Below are 20899 nucleotides of genomic sequence, written 5' to 3'. Positions count from 1 at the left end.
CTTTCGCTGTGTTTAGAAACCAGCAGCATGAGAGCCCGGTCTGCGCGGATCTGCGGCACCTGTGATATAGCCGTCCGGTGTCATCATTACTGATTGTTCAGCCCCCAGCACACCAACACGGCCTTTAACCGGATCAAGGCTTACATCATGACCCATCTTCGCAAGGATACGGCGTGTATCCAGGCTAAAGCCAGCCTCGGTGTAAATCTTATCAGGGAACCACTGGTGGTGGAAACGCGGCACGCTGGTTGCCGCCTGCGCATTCATACCAAAATCCATCACATTCAGGATTGTTTGCAATACTGTAGTGATAATGCGCGAACCACCTGGGCTACCTGTTGCCATCAGTGGCTTGCCATCCTTAAACAGGAAGGTTGGTGTCATGCTTGAGAGCGGACGCTTACCCGGCTCAATAGCATTTGCTTCACCGCCCAGAAGACCAAAGGCATTTGGCACACCCGGTTTTGCAGAGAAATCATCCATCTCGTTGTTAAGAAGGAAACCAGCTTTATCCACAGATTTACTGTTACCGTATGTGAAGTTCAGCGTGTAAGTGTTTGCCACCATATTACCCGCCTTATCCATCACAGAGAAATGGGTGGTATCATGGCTTTCACGTGGCAGCTTTGGTGCTGGTGCGATTTCTGTTGATGGCGTGGCACGGTCCAGCTTGATTTTGCCGCGGATTTCAGCGGCATAGTTTTTATCTGTTAGCGCAGCACGCGGCACGTTGAAATAATCAGGGTCACCCAGCCACTTGGAACGGTCTGCATACGCATATTTCATTGTTTCCGTAAGACGGTGAATATAGCCCGCGCTGTTATGGCCTTCTGCTGCCATATCATAGCCTTCAAGCACATTCAGCATCTGCACAACATGGATACCACCAGATGATGGCGGCGGCATTGTTACCACCTTGAACCCGCGGTATGTACCAACGATTGGTTCACGCTCTTTGGCAACATAGTTTTCAAGGTCTTTATGGGTAATCAAACCACCGCTTGTTTTCATTTTTTCAACAATGGCATCCGCTACCCAGCCTTTATAAAAACCGTCAGCGCCTTTGCTCGCGATCTCTTCAAGGGCATTTGCAAGCTCAGGCTGTTTGAAAACCTCACCCGCCACATATGGACTGCCGTCTGCCTTATAGAAAAGCTTGAGGCTAATCGGGTCACGCTCAAGGCGCGGCTTATAGCGGGTCAAACTGTCCTGCAGAGCCCATGTCATTTCAAAACCATCACGGGCAAGGCGAATAGCAGGCTGCATAACTTGCTTAAGCGGCAAAGTTCCGTATTTCTCTAGCGCTTGCGTGAGGCCCATTACAGTACCTGGCACACCAGATGACTTAAGGCTAAAACGCGCGAGCGCATTATCAACATCACCGTTCGCATCAAGGAACAAATCCCGGTGCGCGGCCGCTGGTGCCATTTCACGGTAATCAATAGCGATGGTCTTATCTTCTTCCGCTAGATAAACCATCATGAAACCACCGCCACCAATGTTACCAGCTTGTGGGTGAGTAACCGCAAGGGCAAAACCCGTTGCCACCGCGGCATCCACCGCATTACCGCCAGCCCGTAAGATTTCAAGGCCAGCTTCACTTGCGTGATATTCCTGGGAAACCACCATGCCGTTCTTGGCGATAGTTGGATGATACTGAATGTCATAAGAAATAAGCGGGGTTGGAGATTTTGTCTGAGCAGACACACCGAAGGTGGCGCTAACCCCAATAACAAGAGCTGAAACCAAAGACATTAAACGCATACAAATACTCCCCGATCATTTAAAAGGGCTGTGAAACCACAGCCCTTACATAATTCTATCCTACATTAGGGCATATTCGCCAGAAAAGGAAAGCCCTGCATTGCAAGAATATGTTGAAACCTGTGCTATAAAATATTGTTTTATTGCTCAGATTTTCCAATGAATTATTGCCCGCGGCGTTTTCCGCCCGGCACGATGAACTCAAGGCGAACACCTGATGGCTCGCGGATCATCATATGCGTGGTTGGTCCGTTACCCAAAAATTCAGGTGCGAACTCAATTTCCACACCATCCACTTTCTGGAATTTGGCATGAAGATCATCCAGATCTTCAAGCGTATTCACAGTAATGGCCAAATGATGTAGCCCCACGTTCTTGCGGCGATCAAACGGTGTTGCTGTTGCTGGATCTTCCACCTGCCAAAGGGTTAGGAACAAACTGCCGTCTGTCACAAAAATTGCCGGGTAATCTGGGCGCCCACCCGCTTCTTTCCAGCCAAGTGTTTCTGTGAAAAAGGCTACTGTCTTCTTCAAGTCACGTACAGCTAAACCAAGGTGATTAACGCCTTTTGTAACGATTTCCGTCTTTTCTTGTGCCACCACCGGGCTTGCGATAAGGGAGGACACCACGATGGATGCTGCCGCCAGGATTGCTTTCATTTCATTAGTCCTTAAGTAAAAAAGCCTGCCTCAAATGAGACAGGCTTGTTTGCATTATTTCGCCGACTTCAAGTCCACCAAGCCAGGGTAATTTTTATCCCCATCCTTGATGTATGTTGGAATATCTTCCGACCAGCGCTCCTGAACATGCTTGTTGTAGTTCAAATAAAGCTTGTTATCCACGATCTTCCATGCTTCAGGATCACCAGATGCTGTGTAACCGTGGCCTACAGCCCATGCGCAGTAACCGCCATATTGCGGTGCATATTTCGCAGGGTCTTTCTTAAATAGTTCAAGATTCTTCTTTGAAGAAAACAACCATTCAGCGCCCATATACTTTGTTGAAAACTCATCAGAGCCTTTAACGGCTTTACCTTCAGTAAAATAAGCAACCGTATCATAGCCGCTCACCGCTTCACTGCTTAGAAGGCCTGTATAAATCGCATCTTCTTCTGCTGATGCCGCAGCCGCACCGCTAAGTACCAGCGAAAGTGCGATGAAAATATTTTTCACAAATTTCATGTCTCTACCCATAACTAAAAACTACTCCACCCTCCATAAGGCTTTTACTGCATGCTGTCCCCTAACGTCAGGTAAAGATTTCGTGTCTTTATTAACCTTAGTTGTATTCAACCCTTAATGGCATGCTAGTTGCTTATTCCCCCCAGAATCGAAACAGAACTCGCTCAGGTGGCGTAAACATTGAATTTGGGGGTGAATTATGAATCTTCAGGATGCATACAACAAACTAAACACTTTAAACGAGAATGACGAACAGTACCTGATACTACTCCAAAATATCGAGCAGGCATTTGAAAATGTCATCAAATCTCAACCCTCAAATATAAACTTTCTACTTAAACGAAATGAGTTTAGGGTTAAGTATGCTCAAAAAATGTCAATTAGGCGCCCTAGAATTCTAGTAGGCGAGATAAACAACGATGTTTATCCTAATTTTCACACCATAGAGCTACTATTAGTTGCCGATATTGTGTCGATTTCAAGCGTAAATCACATGTGTGATCGTATTGATAGAATAAATTACAATAACCTCCGCGAAGGCATGCCTGAAATTATCTCCAGACTACCTGAAGGATATAAACCTGATTTCTTTTAGGATCCTAAGATATGCGGTGCAAGTGTCCCCCCCCGGCATACAGAACTGGCCCCGTTTCCAACGGTGAATACGTATACTCACCAAATGAGATGCCTTGCTCTGGATAACCTGACTAAGTCTTATGATGTTATTAATACAATGTCACCAGCTTTTAAGGAGCTAATGTCTGATGCTCACCCTGAAAAAACCTTTATGGATATACCGTTTGGCTTAAATTGGGGCTCTTTTCACAATTTCGTTAAGGATCCGAAAAAAGAACGAGATATCGATGTATTGTTAACATTCAGCGAGAGCGAAACAACAAGTACCGGCCCCTTTAGACGGATCACTTGTGAACTATTTAACGCGCTACAAGAAAAGTATGGGCACAAGTATAATTTCGTACACAAATACGGTATCCCTCGAAGCGAATATCTGGAACTTATGCAGCGCGCGAAGATCAGCCTGAATGCCGTAGTACAACACGGCCCTTATAATTACCGCGCCATTGAGAGCATTAATTCAGGCGCTGTACTTTTCCAAATTCGTACCCAACATTCTGTTGAACCGCAGCAACCTGAATTATTCTTCGAAGAAGGCAAAGAAATCGAGTTCTTTGATGAAACCGATTTCGAGAGCAAAATCCTTAACTATCTCGAAAACCCAGAGTTAATTGAACAGGTAAGAGAGAATGCGCATCATCGTATCCAAAGCGATTACAGCTACACCAGGCAATATTCCACTCTGGTTCAACAGTTCATCGAATTGAGCCAAACACAGATTCCTACTACATTAAATAATAGGCCTTCACCGGCTAAAAGCCGCATGCACAGAGCATTATATTTGTTCCATATTGATGCAGACTTTAAATTCAGTCACATCATAACTGAGCTTACAACCTTAGCTGAGGAGCTCAAACGGCCACTTGCCAGTATCCTTCTGCCTGTACTGCCACGGCTATTGAAAACTCTTGATGCTGAAGCTGTTTATAATTTCCTTCAAGATGACAAAATCACGAAAGCCTTCAAATCATCCATGTTGAAAGGCATTGAATATACCTACAGCCAGATACCTCAGCCAGATGATATCGATGATTGGAATTACCTAATGGCAAAAGCTGCTCAGGGAGATATTGATAAAAACGAGGCTACGCTGCTTCTTGAACGGGTAAGAAACACATCACTAATTTTTGATGAAAAAACCATGTTGTTTTCTGCGCACAATCCGGAAACATTTAACGGGAACCTTGACCATGCAGAAGTTCAATTGAAAAATTATAACTTCCTGCTCGCAGGAGGCAACAAGACCAAGCGCCATGAAACTCTTCAAGAATATATGGCCTATTGTCTCGAAGCCATTGGTGCAGCAAGCATGGTTGAAAAAGCAGCCTAGTTTGAGGGAAACACATGCATAAAGCAAAATTAGCCGTTGTTCAGGAAGCGCCAGTTTTCCTGAACCTTGAAGCCAGTACTGAAAAAGCTGTAAAGCATATTAGGGAAGCTGCCAGTCAAGGTGCAAACATCATCAGTTTTGCGGAATGCTGGTTACCAGGCTACCCGGTATGGCTGGATTTTTCGCCGGAAGCTGCGATCTGGGATCATGCTGGCGCCAAAGCCCTATTCCGCACCCTATATGAAAACTCTGTAGTGCGCGGCGACAAACACCTGAAAGCTATTCAGGATGTTTGTAATGAAACAGGCAGCTATATCGTAATCGGTACCCACGAACGGGACGGTAACACGCTTTATAACACTACCTTCACCTTCACACCGGGTGCGGCAGAACCAGCACCCCACAAGAAGCTGGTACCAACTTATACAGAACGTCTGGTATGGGGCCGCGGTGATGGCAGCACAATGGAAACGGTGGAAACCCCGTGGGGCACGCTAGGCAGCCTGATTTGCTGGGAACACTGGATGCCGCTCGCGCGCGCTGCAATGCATGCAAAACACGAAACCTTCCATATCGCTCAGTGGCCGATTGTAAAAGATATGCACCAAGTGGCCAGTCGCCACTATGCATTTGAAGGGCGCTGCACGGTTGCAGCTGCAGGTTCAATCATGACACGAAGCGATGTGATTGAAGGCTATAAATCACTTGGAAACACAAACGCTGAAGCGCTTGCAATGCTGGAAGCCATGCCAGGTGAAAACAGTGATTTCATCCATAACGGCGGCAGTTCAATCGTCGCGGCTGATGGCAGCTATCTGGCAGACCCGCTCTTTGATGAAAGCGGTATTGTGATTGCAGAAGTGGATACCAGCCTTCTTAAGGAACAAGCACAAACCCTTGATACAAATGGGCATTATAGCCGCCCTGATATCTTTGAACTTTCAGTAAATACCCGCCCGATGGACGGAGTGAAGTTTGAGGGGTAAAGCACCCCTCAAACCCCATCGGGCTATTGCATTATTTTCGGAATCCAGTTCGCGGCAGTTACTGCGAACACACCGAATGCCATAGCACTTGTTGCAAGAAACAGTGTGCCCGAAACTACGAACTTTCCTGTTTCCTGCGCCCGTTCCTGTGCCCAAAAATAGGCCTCAAGCAGTAGTAGAGGCAACAACCACTGACCGTATGAGGTGAAATACAGGAACGGGCCGGAGAAGGTTTTAAAATCAATCCCGATACCACCAGTAGCGAATATCCAGCCAAAGAGCATAAGCCGCACAAACCATACGGCACTTACCATCATGAAGAGCCTTAAGGCCCACTTTCGGTGCGCTTTAAAATCCCGATTACGGGCCGTAAAATATGCTTTCCACGCAAAGACGAAAATCAACACACCTGCACTACTGGTACCAATATGCTGGATGGTATCCCCAATACCACCTTCCCGAAACCAGGTCATATAAAGCCCTGCTGCGCTCACGAGCATAGAAGCCAGCATATAAAACCGACCATTCCACCGGTGAAAGGTTGGGAATTTGGCTCGGACTTTCGGCCATAGCTGAAGTGGCCCACCGCCAATAATAATCGCCGCCAAGAGCACATGGGTTGCCACCGCTAAATTACCAACGGTATCACCTTCCACATAGCCTGAAGGAAGATGCGTATTTTCAAACGCAGCTACACCGCCCGCGAAAAAGCGGCTACCAAAAAATACCGCGATATACGCCGTAAAAAACCACTGGCCAACTACCGTCACGAGCCACCAGTATTTTGCTGCCATATCGAGGGAACGTTTCGCCGCTCGCTTGCGCGTGTTCTTGCTGCCCGGCGCCAAACCGGGTGCCGTCATATCTGTCATGGGATTTTCCTCGCATTATATTTTATCGTTATTTCCTTTATGTAAGGGTCCCCATCCAGCATTCCCATGACCGCAGCAATCAAACTGTTGGCATCTCGTAACGCGGCCTTTAAACTAAGAAAAAAACAATGAGGAAACGCTCATGAATATAGCGACAGTCTCCGCAGGATATTTTTCTGCTCACCTTGAATTTGCCTGCGCCCACGGCGCGAACCGGGAAGACCTTCTTACCCGCGCTGATGCCAGTGCTTCCCAGCTTGAAAACCCTGACAACCGAATTCCGCTTGAAGGCTATATCACCCTTACCCGTGCCGCAAAGGAGCTAACCGGTGATCCCGCACTGCCGCTTAAATTAGGGGCGAATGAAAACTTCAATGAAATCTCTGTGGTGGGCATGATGTGCTATTCAGCGCACACCATGGCAGAGGGCTTAAGCCTCCTGAACAGGTTCGGCTATCTGGTTGCCGAACTGGATGTGCCAGAAAAAGATAACCGTTTCCAGATTGTACGAGAGGGGAGCAAAACATGGATGGTAGACACCCGTTTTAATGCGAATGATTTCCCTGAAATGACAGAGGAAACATGGTCACGCTTTGTGGCGGAAACCAAACGCACCTTCCCTGATGAACCTCATGTGATTGAAGTGCATGTTACCCACGCCGCACCGGAACACGCCGCGGAATATGAAAAATTTATGCCCGGCCCTGTGGTGTTCGGCAGCGACAGAAACGCCCTTCTTATTCACGAAAGCTGGCTTGATATTCAGCTCCTTTACCCGAATGTTTATATCCTCGGGGTACTGTCTGAACATGCACAGAAACTGCTGGATGAACTACAGCACAGCAAAACCACCCGCGCTCAGGTGGAAAGCTTACTGATTCCAGTTCTGCATAAAGGCAATTATAATATGGATACGGTGGCGGAGCAGATGAACATCAGCCGCCAAACGCTCTACCGGAATCTGAAAGCTGAAGAAATAAATTTTGAACAGCTTCTTGATGAGCTTCGGGAAAAAATGGCGATCCATTATCTGAACGGACAAAAAGCTTCTGTGAACGAAACCGCCTATCTGGTTGGTTTTGCTGATCCGAGCTCCTTTTCCCGCGCCTTCAAACGCTGGACAGGGCAAACCCCGGGCAGCTTCCGGAAAGACTGATTTGCTAATTTTTTAGCGCGCGGATACAGTTAAATCACACCCCTGTCGCGTCATGGCGGGGGCGTGTCGTGGTTTATAACCCCATGTTTCCAATATGCATCAGGCATCAACAACGGAGCATAGTATGAGTGTACAGAAATACCGCTTAGAGAAAGCCTGGTCACAAGAAGAACTCGCATTTCATGCGGGGGTTAGCGTGCGCACAATTCAGCGTATTGAAAGCGGCAAAACCGCGAGCTTAGAAACACTTAAATGCCTTGCGGCCGTTCTTGAAACTAACGTCAGCGATTTAATGACACAGGAAAGAACGATGTCTGAAAAAACAGAAACACGGCCCGAGAACACGACAGAAAACCACCCAAGCTTCAGCAGCCTTAAGGCATCACGCGAAGCAGAAGCTATTGAGCATGTAAAAAACCTGAAAGGATTTTACACACACCTTCTGGTGTTCGTGCTGGTTATGCCGGGGCTTATCCTTCTCAATCTTTTGCTTACACCCGTATTCCACTGGTGGATTTTTGTATTGGTGCCGTGGCTGTTTGCCATTGCACTGCAAGGGGCAATTACTTGCAATTTCTTCAAATTCCTTGGCCCAGAATGGGAAGAACGGGAATTCCGCAAACGCATGAACCGGGATTAAGCCATAAAGCCTTTCAGCTTCACCCTGTAGTGAAGCTGAAACTCCTTAATCCATCCCCACCCAAAATTCATGTTTCTTCGCACGCGTCCGCTCGGCAATGAAATCCACAAACAAGCGTACGCGCGTTGTTTTCCTCAGGTCACGGTGAAGCAGAAGCCAAATGCTTCTGTGCTCTATCGGTTTCTGGAACGGCGCGCGTACAAGCCCAGAATAGCGGTCCCCCAGGTGACAGGCGATTTGTGCGAGCCCAAGCCCCGCTGCCGCCAGCCCCATATGAGGTACAATTTCAGCCGCCCGGTGCCTTAGTGTAGCCTTTGGGTACTGGCTTTCCTGTATCCATTTAGAAGTGGTATCCCCTTCCGGTTCGTCCCAACCAATGAAGGCAAGCCCTTCACCGCCGTTATCTTCCATTTTTGCAGCATATTCAGGGCTACAGTATGCAGCAGATGACATAGACACCAGCTTCCGGCCCACCACATCTTCATGCACTTCATGGGCTACACGGAAGCTCACATCCGCTTCACGGCGGGTAAGATCAACCACCACATTGGTAAACTGCATATGGAGATCAATATCCGGATACTTCTCTGAGAAATCCTTGAAATCATCCATAAGGGACGTGAGCGCAAGCGCATGCGGCATGCTGATATAAATGGGCCCGCTTGGCAGTGCATCCCGCCCCACAATCACGCGGGACGCTGAGGTGATTTCTTCTTCTACCCGTTCTGCATGGGGCAGCAGATCCTCCCCAAGCTGGGTGAGTACAAAGCCATCTTTCGTGCGGTCAAACAGGCGACTGCCAATGGTTTCTTCAAGAAGGGCAAGTCTTCTGGATACAGTACTGTGGTTTGCATTAATACGCTCGGCACCGCCCCGCAGCGTGCCAGCCCGCACTACCGCAAGGAAATATTTCAGATCATCCCAATCAAACGTACCACCGCGCATCATTGCCTATTGCCTTTTCTTAATCGGTTCAAATTTGAACCACCATGTTCAGCTTATTCCATCTTACGGATTATTATTATCCGCACTAGATATAACGGGCAACAAGAAATTGTCGCGCAGCAGTCCGGAGTAACCGCCCGAGGCGCTGGAACTAAACCGCGAAGAAAAGAGATTTTAAAATGGCTACAGTTACCGTTACAAAAACCGTGAATGCCCCGATTGCGAGCGTGTGGAACAGCTGGGATGATTATGCAAACATCCATAAATTCCATCCGGGTGTACAGCACTCATACCTTCTGGAAAACAAGCAGGAAACCGGTATGGGTGCCCTCCGCCAGTGTGATTTCACAGATGGTAAAACCTTCCTGAAGGAACGCATCACCACCTATAAAAAGCACCAAACCATGACTGTGGAAATTTATGATACCAACGCCCCCATCAAAGATGCGCACGCGAACTTTGAATTCCGGAGCCTTGGCGCAAACCAAACACAGGTCACCATGACCATGATTTTCACGCCGAAGATGGGCCTTCTTGGCAAGCTTATTCTGCCGCTTATGAAAATGCAGTTCAGCAAAGGCTTGATGGGGCTGCTTGAAGGCAATGCAAACTATGTAGAGAAACAGCTGGCCCCTGCAGCTGCCTGAACCTTTCCGCTCTCTACCTAACCGTTCCTGGCTTACCCTGATTTTCCCTAAAGTTCGCGGTAGCGAGCCTTGAACGGCACGCCTGCCACCCCCGTTTTCTTCTCGCTGATTAAGATGGGGGTGGTTTGCTTTATGTAGCTTCCCGGGTCACCATCCGGTGGCGCACCACATCATACACCCAGTTGAAGATAAACGCATAAACAAGGAAGAAAGCCACCCCGCCGATATCAAGCAGCAGAACGGTGAGGAAATCTTTATCAAGCACATACATGATAAGCGGGAAGGAACTGATAATCATCGCCACTTCAAACCCCACCGTGTGAAGGATACGGATTTTCACAGTGCGTTTAATGCGTTCATGCCCGAACACAATATCAAAACCCCAGTTGTAGAGAAAATTCATCAACATCGCGATAAGCGACAGGCCGATGCTCAGCCCCGCCATAGCACCTGCGCCTTCACCCGTTGCCAGCATCGCCAGCGGGATAAAGAGAAGAAGCGCAATGGCTTCAAACAGCACCATATGAAACAGGCGTTCCTTAACAGACATACTCACTCCTAAACATGCCTGCACCATAACGGCGGGCAACACCTTTGGAAATGAAATACTTCAGGAAAGGCTATCAAGCAGCTGTTCCACAAGCGGGGCCATACGGGCCCGGTCTGAAACCCGCATGCGCTCCACGCCCGTAATCTCGGCCTGCGCTTTCACATCCGGCACATATGGGGCGCGGTAGCAGATAAGCTCTGCCTCAGCCGTGCGGTCATGGTTGGGGCCGGAAACAGTGCCGATATGCTCAAACTCACTCGCAGAAAGCGCGATACCCAGTTCTTCTTCAAGCTCGCGCGAAAGGGCCTCTGCGGGCGTTTCTCCCGGATCAATCTTACCGCCGGGGAAATACCACACATCATTATCCCGCGCGCGCACCAAAAGCACAGTATCCCCCACAATATCCACAAGGCACGCGCATCTGATCATAAAATCCCCCATCCTATCCGGCTGCTCGAAAGGCCATGATCATAGGCACGCACCAGCCAGCCCAGCAAGGCCAAAATCATATCTTTGTCAGCCAATTGATTTCGCGGAAGAAGCTTCCTAAATTCAGTTTACGCCAACAGGAAACCGGAAGGACAGCTTCATGTCAGATACGCCCGTAAAATCCGCTTTTGATGCCGCAAATGCCGAGCCGCGCAAAGTGAAATCTGTGTACCCACAGCAGTTCGCCGCGCGTATGGAAGGTCGCACCAAACGGGTGCTGGGGGATGTGTTTGATCTGAAGAATTTCGGTGTGAACCACACTACGCTCGCGCCGGACGGGGAAAGCGCCCTCCTTCACAAACATTCAAGCCAGGATGAATTTATCTATATCCTCGCGGGCGAAGTGGTGTTGGTAACTGAAAGCGGTGAGCAAGTGATGAAAACGGGCATGTGCGCGGGCTTCCCTGCGGGCGGTGAGGCCCACCAATTGGTGAACCGATCAAACGTTGACGCTGTGATCCTAGAGGTTGGTGACCGCAGCGCCGACGATACCGTCGACTACCCCCAAGATGATATGAAAGCCACCTTCACCCCAGACGGCTGGGTGTTTACAAAGAAGGATGGGAGTGGGTATTAGTTTTCGCTTTCCTCAGAGTTAACTGACTGATCAGATACGGTCGACTGGACTGGCTCTGGTTGAGGAACATCGTCGCCTACAATTTTTACCGGAATAGAAAGCTCACCATTATAATGCTGTATCAGCAATTGCCGGATCAACTTTTGCTCCGTAGCCTCTTCGTTGGAGCGCTTTTGTTCCTCCGCAGTCGCTGGCAAAGAGATACTTAAAACAGGTAAATGACGTTTCCCGAGTATTAGGTCAGTAAGCGTCCTCCTCAACAACTGCTGCTCTTGCTCCGCATCAATGTGCCCTTGAGGAGAATATATTGATCGCTTGATATAAGTTTTATCAAACTTGTATCCAAGAGTAGAACTCATTTCAAATAGCAGTTCTGCTAAGAGCCTCTCCCGATCATTGGTCCAAACCAACATTCTTGAATCGTACAGAGATTGCTGTTGTGCCAACTCTTTTTCATCACCACCGTTAGCTTTAGGAACTTCAGGTGCCTGATGCAAGATATCAAAATAAGCTTTCCAAGCCTCCAAAACTTTATTTTCAGCGTGAAACTCCATATCAATCATGTTCAAAGCTTCAACATGACGAGGGTCGAGGCCTTTGCCACGAGTGGCCATCAACGTCTTGAATACATCCAATTTACGCGCTTTTTCCCTACGTCTTCTCTCAAGAAACTTATCAACTTGAACAGCTACCACCGGTGCTAAAAGAACGGCTAAAATCATCAAATAATCGTTGATACCCATAGCATGAGCCTCTGAAATAAATTGTGCACTCATCAAACTTATAAACCATGAACTGTATTTTAAAAGCGCCTATATTGCGCCAACACTACTTATATAGCTGTTAGCGCCACCATTCACGAATTATGGTAAAACCTCCAACCGTTTCTTCGCATACCCATGTTCCGGATTCAGCTCGATCGCTTTCTTATAATAACTAATGGCTTTTGCTGTATCGCCCAGATGCTCCCACTGTTCGGCGTGGTGGCTCCACGCGTTGGCGGAGTTTGGGAAATGGTCAGTAAGCATTTTAAAGGCGGGGATAGCGGCTTTCTGGCCTGCGGCATAGCGCACAGCGTAGGCCCTGTTGGTGATAAAACTTTCTGCCGCCGCAGCGCTGCCTACTGCTTTCAGGATATCCCCATATAGGGCCGCTGTGCTTTCGCCAGCATGCTCCAGCATATGGGCCATAAAAGCTTCTGTAATATGGGCGCGGGCGAACTGCCCCTTGTTCACACGGGCCATCACGCTATCGGCGAAAATATCGGTCCACACACCATGTGCATAGCCGTTTGTGAGGTAGGCGAGTGTGTAGCTATCACCCTCACCGCTTATGGGGAAATAATGCCGCAGCTTCACCCGGTTACCGCCATCATGGCCCACCTGGATATAACCGTCCCGCTCCGCATATTCGAAACCGAAGGCATAGTGGCCGTTGCTGCCATCCGCGAGCACCATAGGCTGCCAGAAGTTTTTGAGCACCGGAACTGGCACCAATTTGCCGCGCGTAAGGGCTGTCATAAATTTGGTGAGGTCTTCCGGTGTTGAATAAAGCGCTGAGTGCGAAAAGGTGTAAATGGGCCAGTCTACATCAATGTTTTTGCGCACAGTGCCGTCTGCGCCCTGATAGCTGGAAACCATATTTTTAACCACCGCTTTTGCGCTGGCGTGCCCTGTGTGCTTTAGCCCAAGCGGGGTGATGATACGCGCGTTCACAAGCGCCTCGAAACTTTCCCCGCTCACCGCTTCAAGGATGGCAGCCAGCACCAGATAATTGGTGTTGTTATAGCCGTTCCGGGTGCCGATTTTAAAATGTTCTGGCGCATCTGCGAAGGCTTCAAAAACCGCAGCTTTTGAAGGCAGGAATTTATTCCTGGTGATGGCATCATCAATATAGCGCGGGATACCTGATGTATGGTTCAGCACATGCGCCACCGTGATAGGCTGCCAGCGCTCCGTGAGGGTTGGCAGATAAGTGCGGATAGATGCGCCCGTATCAATCTTGCCTTCTTCCACCATCTGCATCACCAGCACACTGGTGAAAAGCTTTGCCACCGAATAACTGGGGAACAAGTGATTTTCTGCCACCGGCACATCCAGTTCCAGATGCGCGAGGCCTGCCTTACCGCGGTAAAGCGGTTCACCGTTCTTCAGCAACATGACAGATTGGCCCACAATGCCGTACTGCGCTTCATTTTTAAGAAGCTGGTCATCAAGCGCGGCCTTCAGGCCATCATCCGCCCGAAGCGGTAGACCACAAAAACAAACCAGTAAAAAAGCGATGAAAAAACGCATCTGATATCCCCCAATTGCGGCGTACCGCGAACCCCAAAACAATGTGAAAGCCTTTTAAAGGAAAAGCCGGCACGGGGCCAGCTTTTACCGTTTCTTTATTAGTCTCAGGCTTAGCCCAATTCTTTCATCACATCTTCTGTATCAGCGCCCAGATGGGGTGGGGCTTTGGTGAATTCGAGCGGTGTTCCAGACATTTTAATGGGGTTCGCCACAGAAGGCATTTTATCTTCAAGCAGCAGTTCCACACCTCGGGCTTTCACCTGCTCGTTTGCAAACACCGCATCCAGTTTATTAATAGCACCGCACGGCACGCCCACACCTTCAAGAACGGTGATCCATTCCTCAGTGGTTTTACCTTTCATAATGCTGGCAACAATCGGCACCAGTTCCGCCCGGTGTGCCACACGGTTTGGGTTCGTGCTGTAGCGTTCATCACTCGCTAAGTCCGGCATACCAGCAGCTTCGCAGAAATGCTTAAACTGGCTATCGTTCCCGGCTGCCAAAATCATATGGCCATCTTTCGTTGCGAACGACTGGTACGGCACAATAGAAGGATGGCTGTTGCCTTGGCGTTCTGGCGGGGTGCCTGAAACCAGATAGCTTGAAGCTTGGTTCGCCAGCATCGCAACCTGTGTATCCAAGAGTGCAACATCAATATGCTGGCCTTCGCCCGATACGTTACGGTGATGAAGTGCGCCGAGAATACCGATGGTGCTATAAAGCCCCGTGAACAGATCAGACACCGCAACGCCCGCGCGCTGTGGCCCGCCGCCCGGCACATCATCAGGTTCACCCGTAATGCTCATCAACCCGCCCATGGCTTGAATGATAAGATCATACCCCGCACGTTTGGCATAAGGCCCGGTTTGCCCAAAGCCGGTGATAGAGCAGTAAATAAGGCCCGGATTAATAGCCTTCAGGCTCGTGTAATCCAGCCCGTATTTTTCAAGCCCACCAACCTTGAAATTTTCCACAACGATATCCGCGCGGGCTGCGAGCTTTTTGATAAACTCCTGCCCTTCTGGCGTGCGCATATCAGCGGTGACTGAGCGCTTGCCCCGGTTCGCTGTCATGAAATAGGCAGAGATTTCGCGGTTACCGTCTTTGAAATATGGCGGGCCCCATTGGCGGGTATCATCTCCCGCGCCGGGGCGTTCCACCTTCACCACATCTGCGCCTAAATCAGCCAGCGTTTGCGCGGCCCAAGGCCCCGCAAGCACCCGGCTCAGATCAAGAACCTTAATCCCTTCAAGCGGTCCTGCCATTACATGAAGGCCTGCAGGCCAGTTTGCGCACGACCAAGGATAAGGGTGTGGATATCATAGGTGCCTTCATAGGTATTCACTGTCTCCAGGTTCACCATATGGCGGATAACATGGAATTCATCGGAAATACCGTTACCACCGTGCATATCCCGCGCCATACGGGCGATATCCAGCGCCTTGCCGCAGCTGTTACGCTTAATAAGGGAGATATTCTCAGGCGCTGTTTTACCTTCATCCAGAAGGCGGCCCACACGGTGGCAGGCCTGAAGGCCAAGGGTGATTTCTGTCATCATATCCGCGAGCTTACGCTGCACCAGCTGGGTTTGCGCGAGCGGACGACCGAACTGCGAACGGTCCAGCGTATACTGGCGACCAGCATGCCAGCAGTATTCCGCCGCGCCAAGCGCACCCCACGCAATGCCGTAGCGTGCTTTGTTCAAGCAACCAAACGGACCAGAGAGGCCAGACGCATTCGGCAGAAGGTTTTCTTCCGGCACAAACACATTATCCATCACAATCTCACCCGTGATAGAAGCGCGGAGGCTCATTTTGCCTTCGATTTTCGGGGTTGAGAAACCTTCCATACCACGCTCAAGAATGAAACCGCGGATTTTACCGTCAAGCTTGCCCCACACCACTGCTACATCAGCGATTGGGCTGTTGGTGATCCACATCTTTGCGCCCGTCAGGCGGTACCCGCCATCCACTTTTTCCGCGCGCGTTTTCATGCCCCCCGGATCAGAACCGTGATCAGGCTCAGTAAGACCAAAACAACCCACGAATTCACCAGACGCCAGCTTTGGCAGATATTTCTTGCGCTGCTCTTCAGTGCCGTATGAATAAATTGGGTACATCACAAGGGACGACTGCACACTCATCGCGGAGCGGTAACCACTGTCCACACGCTCAACCTCACGCGCGATCAGGCCGTAAGCCACATGGTTCACACCTGCCCCGCCATATTCTTCAGGAATGGTTGCACCAAGCAGGCCCATTTCACCAAGCTCTGTCATGATATCGCGGTCAAACACTTCATGGCGATTGGCTTCAAGAATGCGGGTTTGCAGCTTATCTTGGCAATAATCCCGCGCGCTATCGCGGATCAGCCGCTCTTCTTCTGTAAGCTGTTCCTCAAGCAGGAATGGATCTTCCCAGTTAAACTGCGGCTTCGATGACATGGCTACTTCCCCGTAGGCTGAATTAATGATGAAAGATCATAAAACACCATAAAAACCCTGTATTGAAGTGATTAATTCTGATAAATTCATTACAAAATGTAATGAAAGAGCAGTTATGCGCCGCCACTTACCCTCCCTTATCTCTTTAGAATGTTTCGAAAGTGTAATGAAGCATGGGTTGGTGACCAAAGCGGCAGAGGAACTCAACCTCACCCAAAGTGCCGTAAGCAGGCAAATTGGCAATCTGGAAGATTTCACCGGCAAGCCCCTGTTCGCACGGGAACGAAAACGGTTAATCCCTACCCCCGCGGCGGAAGAATTCTTGCGCACACTTTCCCCAACCCTTGAAACGCTGGAGCGCTCTGTAAGCCGGCTTATCAGCTACGGGGCGGATGCAAATATTTTAAAACTCGGCCTTCTGCCCACCTTCGGCAGCCGCTGGCTTATCCCCCGGCTTGGTGGTTTCACGGAGAAACACACCAGTGTACAGCTCAATATAATCTCTGGTCTCACGTTCGAGGATTTTGATAGTGCGCAGGTGGATACCGCAATTATTTACGGCAGCGGTGATTGGCCTGATTATATCAGCCACAAGATACTGGATGAGCATTTAGTGCCCGTGATCGCACCAGCCCATTACGGCACAGACGATATCTTCAACTACAGTCATTTGCAGATGACAACGCGGCCCGCCGCCTGGGGAGAATGGTTTGCGGCCCAAGGTATGAATTCCGCCCAACAAAAAACCGGCCCAAAATTTGAGAATTTTACCATGATGATCGAAGCAGTGATGAGCGGGCTCGGCGTTGCTATCATGCCCATGCTGTATGTGGAGGCGGACCTAAAGGCAGGACGCCTGATCACCCCATTCGGTGAAGCTGTGATGAGCCGCGAGGGCTACCACCTAGCCTACCCAAGTGCCATGGCACACAGCAGCAAGGTTCATATCTTCAAGGACTGGTTGCTGGGGTTATAGCCAGTTTTATTACCTTCCATGCCATTGCTCTCATTACCTCCGGCCCGCAAAATAAATCATCGCAGGAGAAACAGGCATGAAACAGCATCTTATCACCGGATTATACCTAATCGTTGGGCTGATTAACTTCGCACCGCTTATGGGCGTTCTGGGGCAAGAACAGCTATCTGCGCTTTACCAGATTCCGGAGCAATCCAAAGACATGCTTCTCTTATTACAGCACCGGGCCGTTTTATTTGGCATAATTGGTGGGTTTATAATGCTATCAGCCTTTCAAACAAAGCATCGCCCTACAGCAAGCGTTGTGGGGTTGCTCAGCATGCTGAGTTTCATCCTGCTGTATCATCTATTGGAACCTTTAAATTCATCACTCACGAAGGTGTATTGGATAGATATCATTGCGTCAGGCATGCTGATAGTAGCTGTTATTTTAAGCGTTCAGGAAAAGCCTTCCACAGGATAAATCAAAGTCTTGAAATCAAGCCTAGATAGTGCCACATCATATCTCATGATGAAAAATACCTTTAAACACATAAATGCCCTTTGGCAGCAAAAGCGAATTACCATCCCGGTCTGATCGATCGGGCCGGGTTAAGCCTTTATAATTTATGTGAAATATGCCGCACACGCGGAAACCAAGGTTTTTATCATGACACCTACACACCCAACGCTGCACATGCTGTGCGGTAAAATCGCTTCTGGGAAATCCACCCTTGCTGCAAAACTTGCTGCGGCTGAGAAAACTGTTCTTATTTCAGAGGATGACTGGCTCAGCACCCTGTACGGCGCCGAAATGGCTACAGTCGCGGATTATGTACACCGCTCTGGCAACCTCAGGAAAATAATGGGGCCACACATCACTGCGCTTCTTAAAGCTGGTGTTTCAGTGGTACTGGATTTCCCTGCTAATACAGTTGGGAACCGCAACTGGATGCGTTCAATCACCAAAAATTCTGGTGCAGCCCATACCCTTCATGTTCTTGAAGCACCGGATGATCTGTGTCTGAAACGGCTAAAAGCGCGAAATGCAGCAGGCGAGCATGTTTTTGCTGCAACAGAAGAACAGTTCCACCGTATCACCAAGCATTATGCACCACCCACCGCAGAAGAAGGGTTTGAAGTGCACATACATAAAGCGGAGCCATAAATAAAAAAGGGCCGCATAAGCGACCCTTTCCAGAACTTTTATAAAACGGCCTGATTACCAGATCGCTACACGCTCTGCCGGTGCAAGATAAAGCGCATCGCCTTCTTTCACACCAAACGCTTCATACCATTCTGGCATGTTACGAACGATACCGTTCACACGGAACTCAGATGGTGAGTGTGGATCAGATTTTAGGCGGTTAATCAGTTCTGCTTCACGGTACTTACGCTTCCAAACCTGTGCCCATGCGAGGAAGAAACGCTGGTCGCCAGTAAGGCCATCAATCACTGGCGCTTCTTTACCGCCAAGAGAAAGCTTGTATGCGTGGTACGCCATTGCAAGGCCACCAAGGTCACCGATGTTTTCACCAAGTGTGAAGTTACCGTCTACGAAGTTACCAGGAACCGCTTCGAATTTGTCATACTGAGCTGCAAGAGCTTTTGTACGCGCTTCGAAGTTTGTGCGGTCTTCATCAGTCCACCAGTTACGCTGAACGCCTTCGCTGTCAGACTTGGAACCCTGATCATCAAAACCGTGGCCCATTTCGTGGCCGATTACAGCACCAATACCACCGTAGTTCACAGCTGGATCAGCCGCAGGATCAAAGAATGGTGCCTGAAGGATCGCCGCAGGGAATACAATCTCATTATACGCAGGGTTATAATAAGCATTCACTGTTTGCGGTGTCATGAACCATTCGTCTTTGTCTGTCTTCTTATGAAGACGAGATTTTGTATCTTCATAGTTATAAAGACGGATAGATTTCGCGTTACCGAACAGATCGCCCGCTTTGATTTCCATGGAAGACAAATCTTTCCACTTGTTCGGGTAGCCAATTTTCGGGTTGAAAGACGCAAGCTTCTTGCGCGCTTCTACCTTCGTGTCATCGCCCATCCACTCAAGGCCATCAATACGCTGACCAAGTGCTGTGCGGAGGTTTTCCACTAGCTCAGACATCTGCGCTTTTGAACTTTCAGGGAAGTGACGTTTCACATAAACCTGTGCAATCGCTTCACCCAGCGCATTCAGGGCGCCAACACGGCCAACAGCACGTTCCCAGCGCGCACGCTGCTGTGGCTGACCGCGAAGTGTTTTACCGTAGAAATCAAACGCAGCCTGATCAATCTCTTCAGGAAGAACCGCAGAGTGATCTGAGATCAGGTGGAAAGTCATGTATGCTTTCCAGTCTTCAATCGGAAGGGTGTTGATCAACTCAATCGCATCCTTCACAGCAGATGGCTGTGATACGTTCAGATCAGCAAAATCAGCATAGCCTGCTGCTTTGAACATCGCATCCCAATCAATGCCCGGATATTCTGTTGCCAGATCAGCATAATTGATTGGGTTAAATGTTTTATCACGGTTACGGCGATCAGCACGTTCCCACTGCTTTTCAGCAAGTTTTGTTTCAAGCGCCATTACCGCTTGTGCTTTTTCTGCTGCGCCTTCAACGCCCGCGAATGTAAGCATCTTTTCAATATAAGCTACATATGCTTCGCGGATTTTCACAAAGCGCTCTGCTTCGTTGAAATAATAATCCTTGTCAGGAAGGCCCATGCCGCCAAAACCAAGGTTCATCTGGTATGCGTCAGGGTTTGTACGGTTAATACCCGGGCCAAAACCAAGTGGCGATGTGATGCTATCAATATCCTGACGACCGAATGCCTCTGTAAGGCCAGCCACATCGCTAATGCCCGCGATATAATCAAGCGTTGGCTGAAGCGGTGCGATGCCAAGTTTGTTGATTGTCTCAACATCCATATAGCTGTTGTAGTAATCAGAAATTTTCTGCTCAACGGAACCAGCTGGGTACGAACCAGAAGCAAGTTCATCAATGATTGCTTTTACCTGATCACGAGAACGATCACCAAGTACGTTGAACGCACCGTAGTTTGTTTTATCTGCTGGCAGCTCAAATGTGTCTAGCCATGTGCCGTTCGCATACTGGAAGAAATCATCCCCCGGCTTCACGCTTGTTTTCTGCGCTGTCATATCAACGCCCCAAGTGCCAAGCTCAGGCTTTGCAGCAGCAACCTGTGTTGCTTTTTCTTCTGCTGGAGCAGATGCAGTTTCTGTACCTTCTGAGCATGCGCCCGCAATCAAAAGCGCTGCTGTCGCAACAGACATTTTTAGTAAATTCTTCATGTGTTCCCCCTTTGGAACTGTAACCATTATTGTTGATTTTTATAGCGTTGACCCACCATACGCCATTGGGGCCACATTAAGCGCGGCTTACACTGTTACGTCAATAAACTTTAGTAATAGA

At 49.1% G+C, this 20899-nt stretch carries 22 protein-coding genes; 10 read left to right on the top strand and 12 right to left on the bottom strand.

What is annotated here, in order from left to right; translation table 11 throughout:
- Positions 1 to 12: 12 nt before the first annotated feature.
- The 3 genes from ggt to KFE96_RS05730 form a co-directional block, all read right to left on the bottom strand.
- Positions 13 to 1764 carry a gamma-glutamyltransferase gene (gene ggt / locus KFE96_RS05740; RefSeq protein WP_255835031.1) on the bottom strand — a complete coding sequence of 584 codons (1752 nt, stop codon included), beginning with the start codon at positions 1762 to 1764 and terminating at the stop codon, positions 13 to 15.
- A 164-nt stretch (positions 1765 to 1928) separates the two neighbouring features.
- Complete coding sequence (locus KFE96_RS05735; protein ID WP_255835030.1) at positions 1929 to 2423, bottom strand: VOC family protein; 495 nt, start codon at positions 2421 to 2423, stop codon at positions 1929 to 1931.
- Between the two features lie 54 nt (positions 2424 to 2477).
- A complete protein-coding gene (locus KFE96_RS05730) occupies positions 2478 to 2945 on the bottom strand; it encodes a YHS domain-containing (seleno)protein (protein ID WP_255835029.1) in 468 nt (155 codons plus the stop codon).
- 199 nt (positions 2946 to 3144) lie between these two features.
- On the opposite strand from KFE96_RS05730, the gene KFE96_RS05725 reads away from it, so the two are divergent.
- The 3 genes from KFE96_RS05725 to KFE96_RS05715 all read left to right on the top strand — a co-directional run bounded on the left by KFE96_RS05725 (position 3145) and on the right by KFE96_RS05715 (position 5897).
- Complete coding sequence (locus KFE96_RS05725) at positions 3145 to 3540, top strand: hypothetical protein (protein WP_255835028.1); 396 nt, start codon at positions 3145 to 3147, stop codon at positions 3538 to 3540.
- Positions 3541 to 3702: 162 nt separating this feature from the next.
- Positions 3703 to 4911, top strand: coding sequence for a glycosyltransferase (locus tag KFE96_RS05720; protein ID WP_255835027.1), 1209 nt, complete (start codon positions 3703 to 3705; stop codon positions 4909 to 4911).
- A 14-nt stretch (positions 4912 to 4925) separates the two neighbouring features.
- Entirely contained in the window at positions 4926 to 5897 is a 972-nt protein-coding gene (locus tag KFE96_RS05715; protein ID WP_255835026.1) for a carbon-nitrogen hydrolase family protein, read from the top strand.
- Positions 5898 to 5920: 23 nt separating this feature from the next.
- Here the strand turns inward: KFE96_RS05715 and KFE96_RS05710 are convergent, their stop codons facing one another.
- Entirely contained in the window at positions 5921 to 6769 is an 849-nt protein-coding gene (locus tag KFE96_RS05710; protein ID WP_255835025.1) for a DUF2306 domain-containing protein, read from the bottom strand.
- Positions 6770 to 6911: 142 nt separating this feature from the next.
- On the opposite strand from KFE96_RS05710, the gene KFE96_RS05705 reads away from it, so the two are divergent.
- Together KFE96_RS05705 and KFE96_RS05700 are read left to right on the top strand one after the other, a co-directional pair.
- The gene (locus tag KFE96_RS05705; protein ID WP_255835024.1) at positions 6912 to 7925 is read left to right on the top strand and encodes an AraC family transcriptional regulator; all 1014 of its coding nucleotides are present in this window, start codon (positions 6912 to 6914) and stop codon (positions 7923 to 7925) included.
- Positions 7926 to 8049: 124 nt separating this feature from the next.
- Entirely contained in the window at positions 8050 to 8565 is a 516-nt protein-coding gene (locus KFE96_RS05700) for a helix-turn-helix domain-containing protein (protein ID WP_247015440.1), read from the top strand.
- Between the two features lie 45 nt (positions 8566 to 8610).
- Here the strand turns inward: KFE96_RS05700 and KFE96_RS05695 are convergent, their stop codons facing one another.
- On the bottom strand, positions 8611 to 9513 hold the full coding sequence (locus KFE96_RS05695) for a LysR family transcriptional regulator (RefSeq protein ID WP_255835023.1): 903 nt from the start codon (positions 9511 to 9513) through the stop codon (positions 8611 to 8613).
- A 176-nt stretch (positions 9514 to 9689) separates the two neighbouring features.
- On the opposite strand from KFE96_RS05695, the gene KFE96_RS05690 reads away from it, so the two are divergent.
- Positions 9690 to 10157, top strand: a complete 468-nt coding sequence (locus tag KFE96_RS05690) for an SRPBCC family protein (protein WP_255835021.1) — start codon at positions 9690 to 9692, stop codon at positions 10155 to 10157.
- Between the two features lie 130 nt (positions 10158 to 10287).
- Here KFE96_RS05690 and KFE96_RS05685 read toward each other — a convergent pair whose 3' ends face one another.
- Together KFE96_RS05685 and KFE96_RS05680 are read right to left on the bottom strand one after the other, a co-directional pair.
- Positions 10288 to 10707: a PACE efflux transporter gene (locus KFE96_RS05685; protein WP_255835019.1), complete on the bottom strand. Its 420-nt coding sequence runs from the start codon at positions 10705 to 10707 to the stop codon at positions 10288 to 10290.
- Between the two features lie 60 nt (positions 10708 to 10767).
- Complete coding sequence (locus KFE96_RS05680; RefSeq protein WP_255835018.1) at positions 10768 to 11136, bottom strand: NUDIX domain-containing protein; 369 nt, start codon at positions 11134 to 11136, stop codon at positions 10768 to 10770.
- A gap of 160 nt (positions 11137 to 11296) precedes the next feature.
- On the opposite strand from KFE96_RS05680, the gene KFE96_RS05675 reads away from it, so the two are divergent.
- Positions 11297 to 11773, top strand: a complete 477-nt coding sequence (locus KFE96_RS05675; protein ID WP_255835017.1) for a cupin domain-containing protein — start codon at positions 11297 to 11299, stop codon at positions 11771 to 11773.
- On the opposite strand, the gene KFE96_RS05670 is transcribed toward KFE96_RS05675, so the two are convergent.
- From KFE96_RS05670 to KFE96_RS05655, 4 genes are all read right to left on the bottom strand, one after another.
- Positions 11770 to 12516, bottom strand: a complete 747-nt coding sequence (locus tag KFE96_RS05670) for a DUF6680 family protein (RefSeq protein ID WP_255835016.1) — start codon at positions 12514 to 12516, stop codon at positions 11770 to 11772. The genes KFE96_RS05675 and KFE96_RS05670 overlap by 4 nt on opposite strands.
- Positions 12517 to 12636: 120 nt before the next feature.
- Positions 12637 to 14067, bottom strand: a complete 1431-nt coding sequence (locus tag KFE96_RS05665) for a serine hydrolase (protein ID WP_255835014.1) — start codon at positions 14065 to 14067, stop codon at positions 12637 to 12639.
- A 110-nt stretch (positions 14068 to 14177) separates the two neighbouring features.
- Positions 14178 to 15332 (bottom strand): CaiB/BaiF CoA-transferase family protein, encoded by a 1155-nt coding sequence (locus KFE96_RS05660; protein ID WP_255835013.1) that lies wholly within the window; start codon positions 15330 to 15332, stop codon positions 14178 to 14180.
- Positions 15332 to 16510 carry an acyl-CoA dehydrogenase gene (locus KFE96_RS05655; protein WP_255835012.1) on the bottom strand — a complete coding sequence of 393 codons (1179 nt, stop codon included), beginning with the start codon at positions 16508 to 16510 and terminating at the stop codon, positions 15332 to 15334. Before KFE96_RS05655 ends, KFE96_RS05660 begins: the two co-directional genes overlap by 1 nt.
- Positions 16511 to 16625: 115 nt before the next feature.
- On the opposite strand from KFE96_RS05655, the gene KFE96_RS05650 reads away from it, so the two are divergent.
- The 3 genes from KFE96_RS05650 (at position 16626) to KFE96_RS05640 (ending at position 18633) form a co-directional block, all read left to right on the top strand.
- The gene (locus tag KFE96_RS05650) at positions 16626 to 17486 is read left to right on the top strand and encodes a LysR substrate-binding domain-containing protein (protein ID WP_255835011.1); all 861 of its coding nucleotides are present in this window, start codon (positions 16626 to 16628) and stop codon (positions 17484 to 17486) included.
- A gap of 76 nt (positions 17487 to 17562) precedes the next feature.
- Positions 17563 to 17949: a hypothetical protein gene (locus KFE96_RS05645; RefSeq protein ID WP_255835010.1), complete on the top strand. Its 387-nt coding sequence runs from the start codon at positions 17563 to 17565 to the stop codon at positions 17947 to 17949.
- A gap of 186 nt (positions 17950 to 18135) precedes the next feature.
- Positions 18136 to 18633, top strand: coding sequence for an ATP-binding protein (locus KFE96_RS05640; protein WP_255835009.1), 498 nt, complete (start codon positions 18136 to 18138; stop codon positions 18631 to 18633).
- 54 nt (positions 18634 to 18687) lie between these two features.
- Here KFE96_RS05640 and KFE96_RS05635 read toward each other — a convergent pair whose 3' ends face one another.
- Positions 18688 to 20778, bottom strand: coding sequence for a M13 family metallopeptidase (locus tag KFE96_RS05635; protein WP_255835008.1), 2091 nt, complete (start codon positions 20776 to 20778; stop codon positions 18688 to 18690).
- Positions 20779 to 20899 lie beyond the last annotated feature (121 nt).

The organism is Kordiimonas sp. SCSIO 12603, from assembly GCF_024398035.1.
Classification (GTDB): Bacteria; Pseudomonadota; Alphaproteobacteria; order Sphingomonadales; family Kordiimonadaceae; genus Kordiimonas.
Note: the sequence above shows the minus strand (reverse complement) of the source record. Positions and strands in the feature narration are given on the sequence as shown.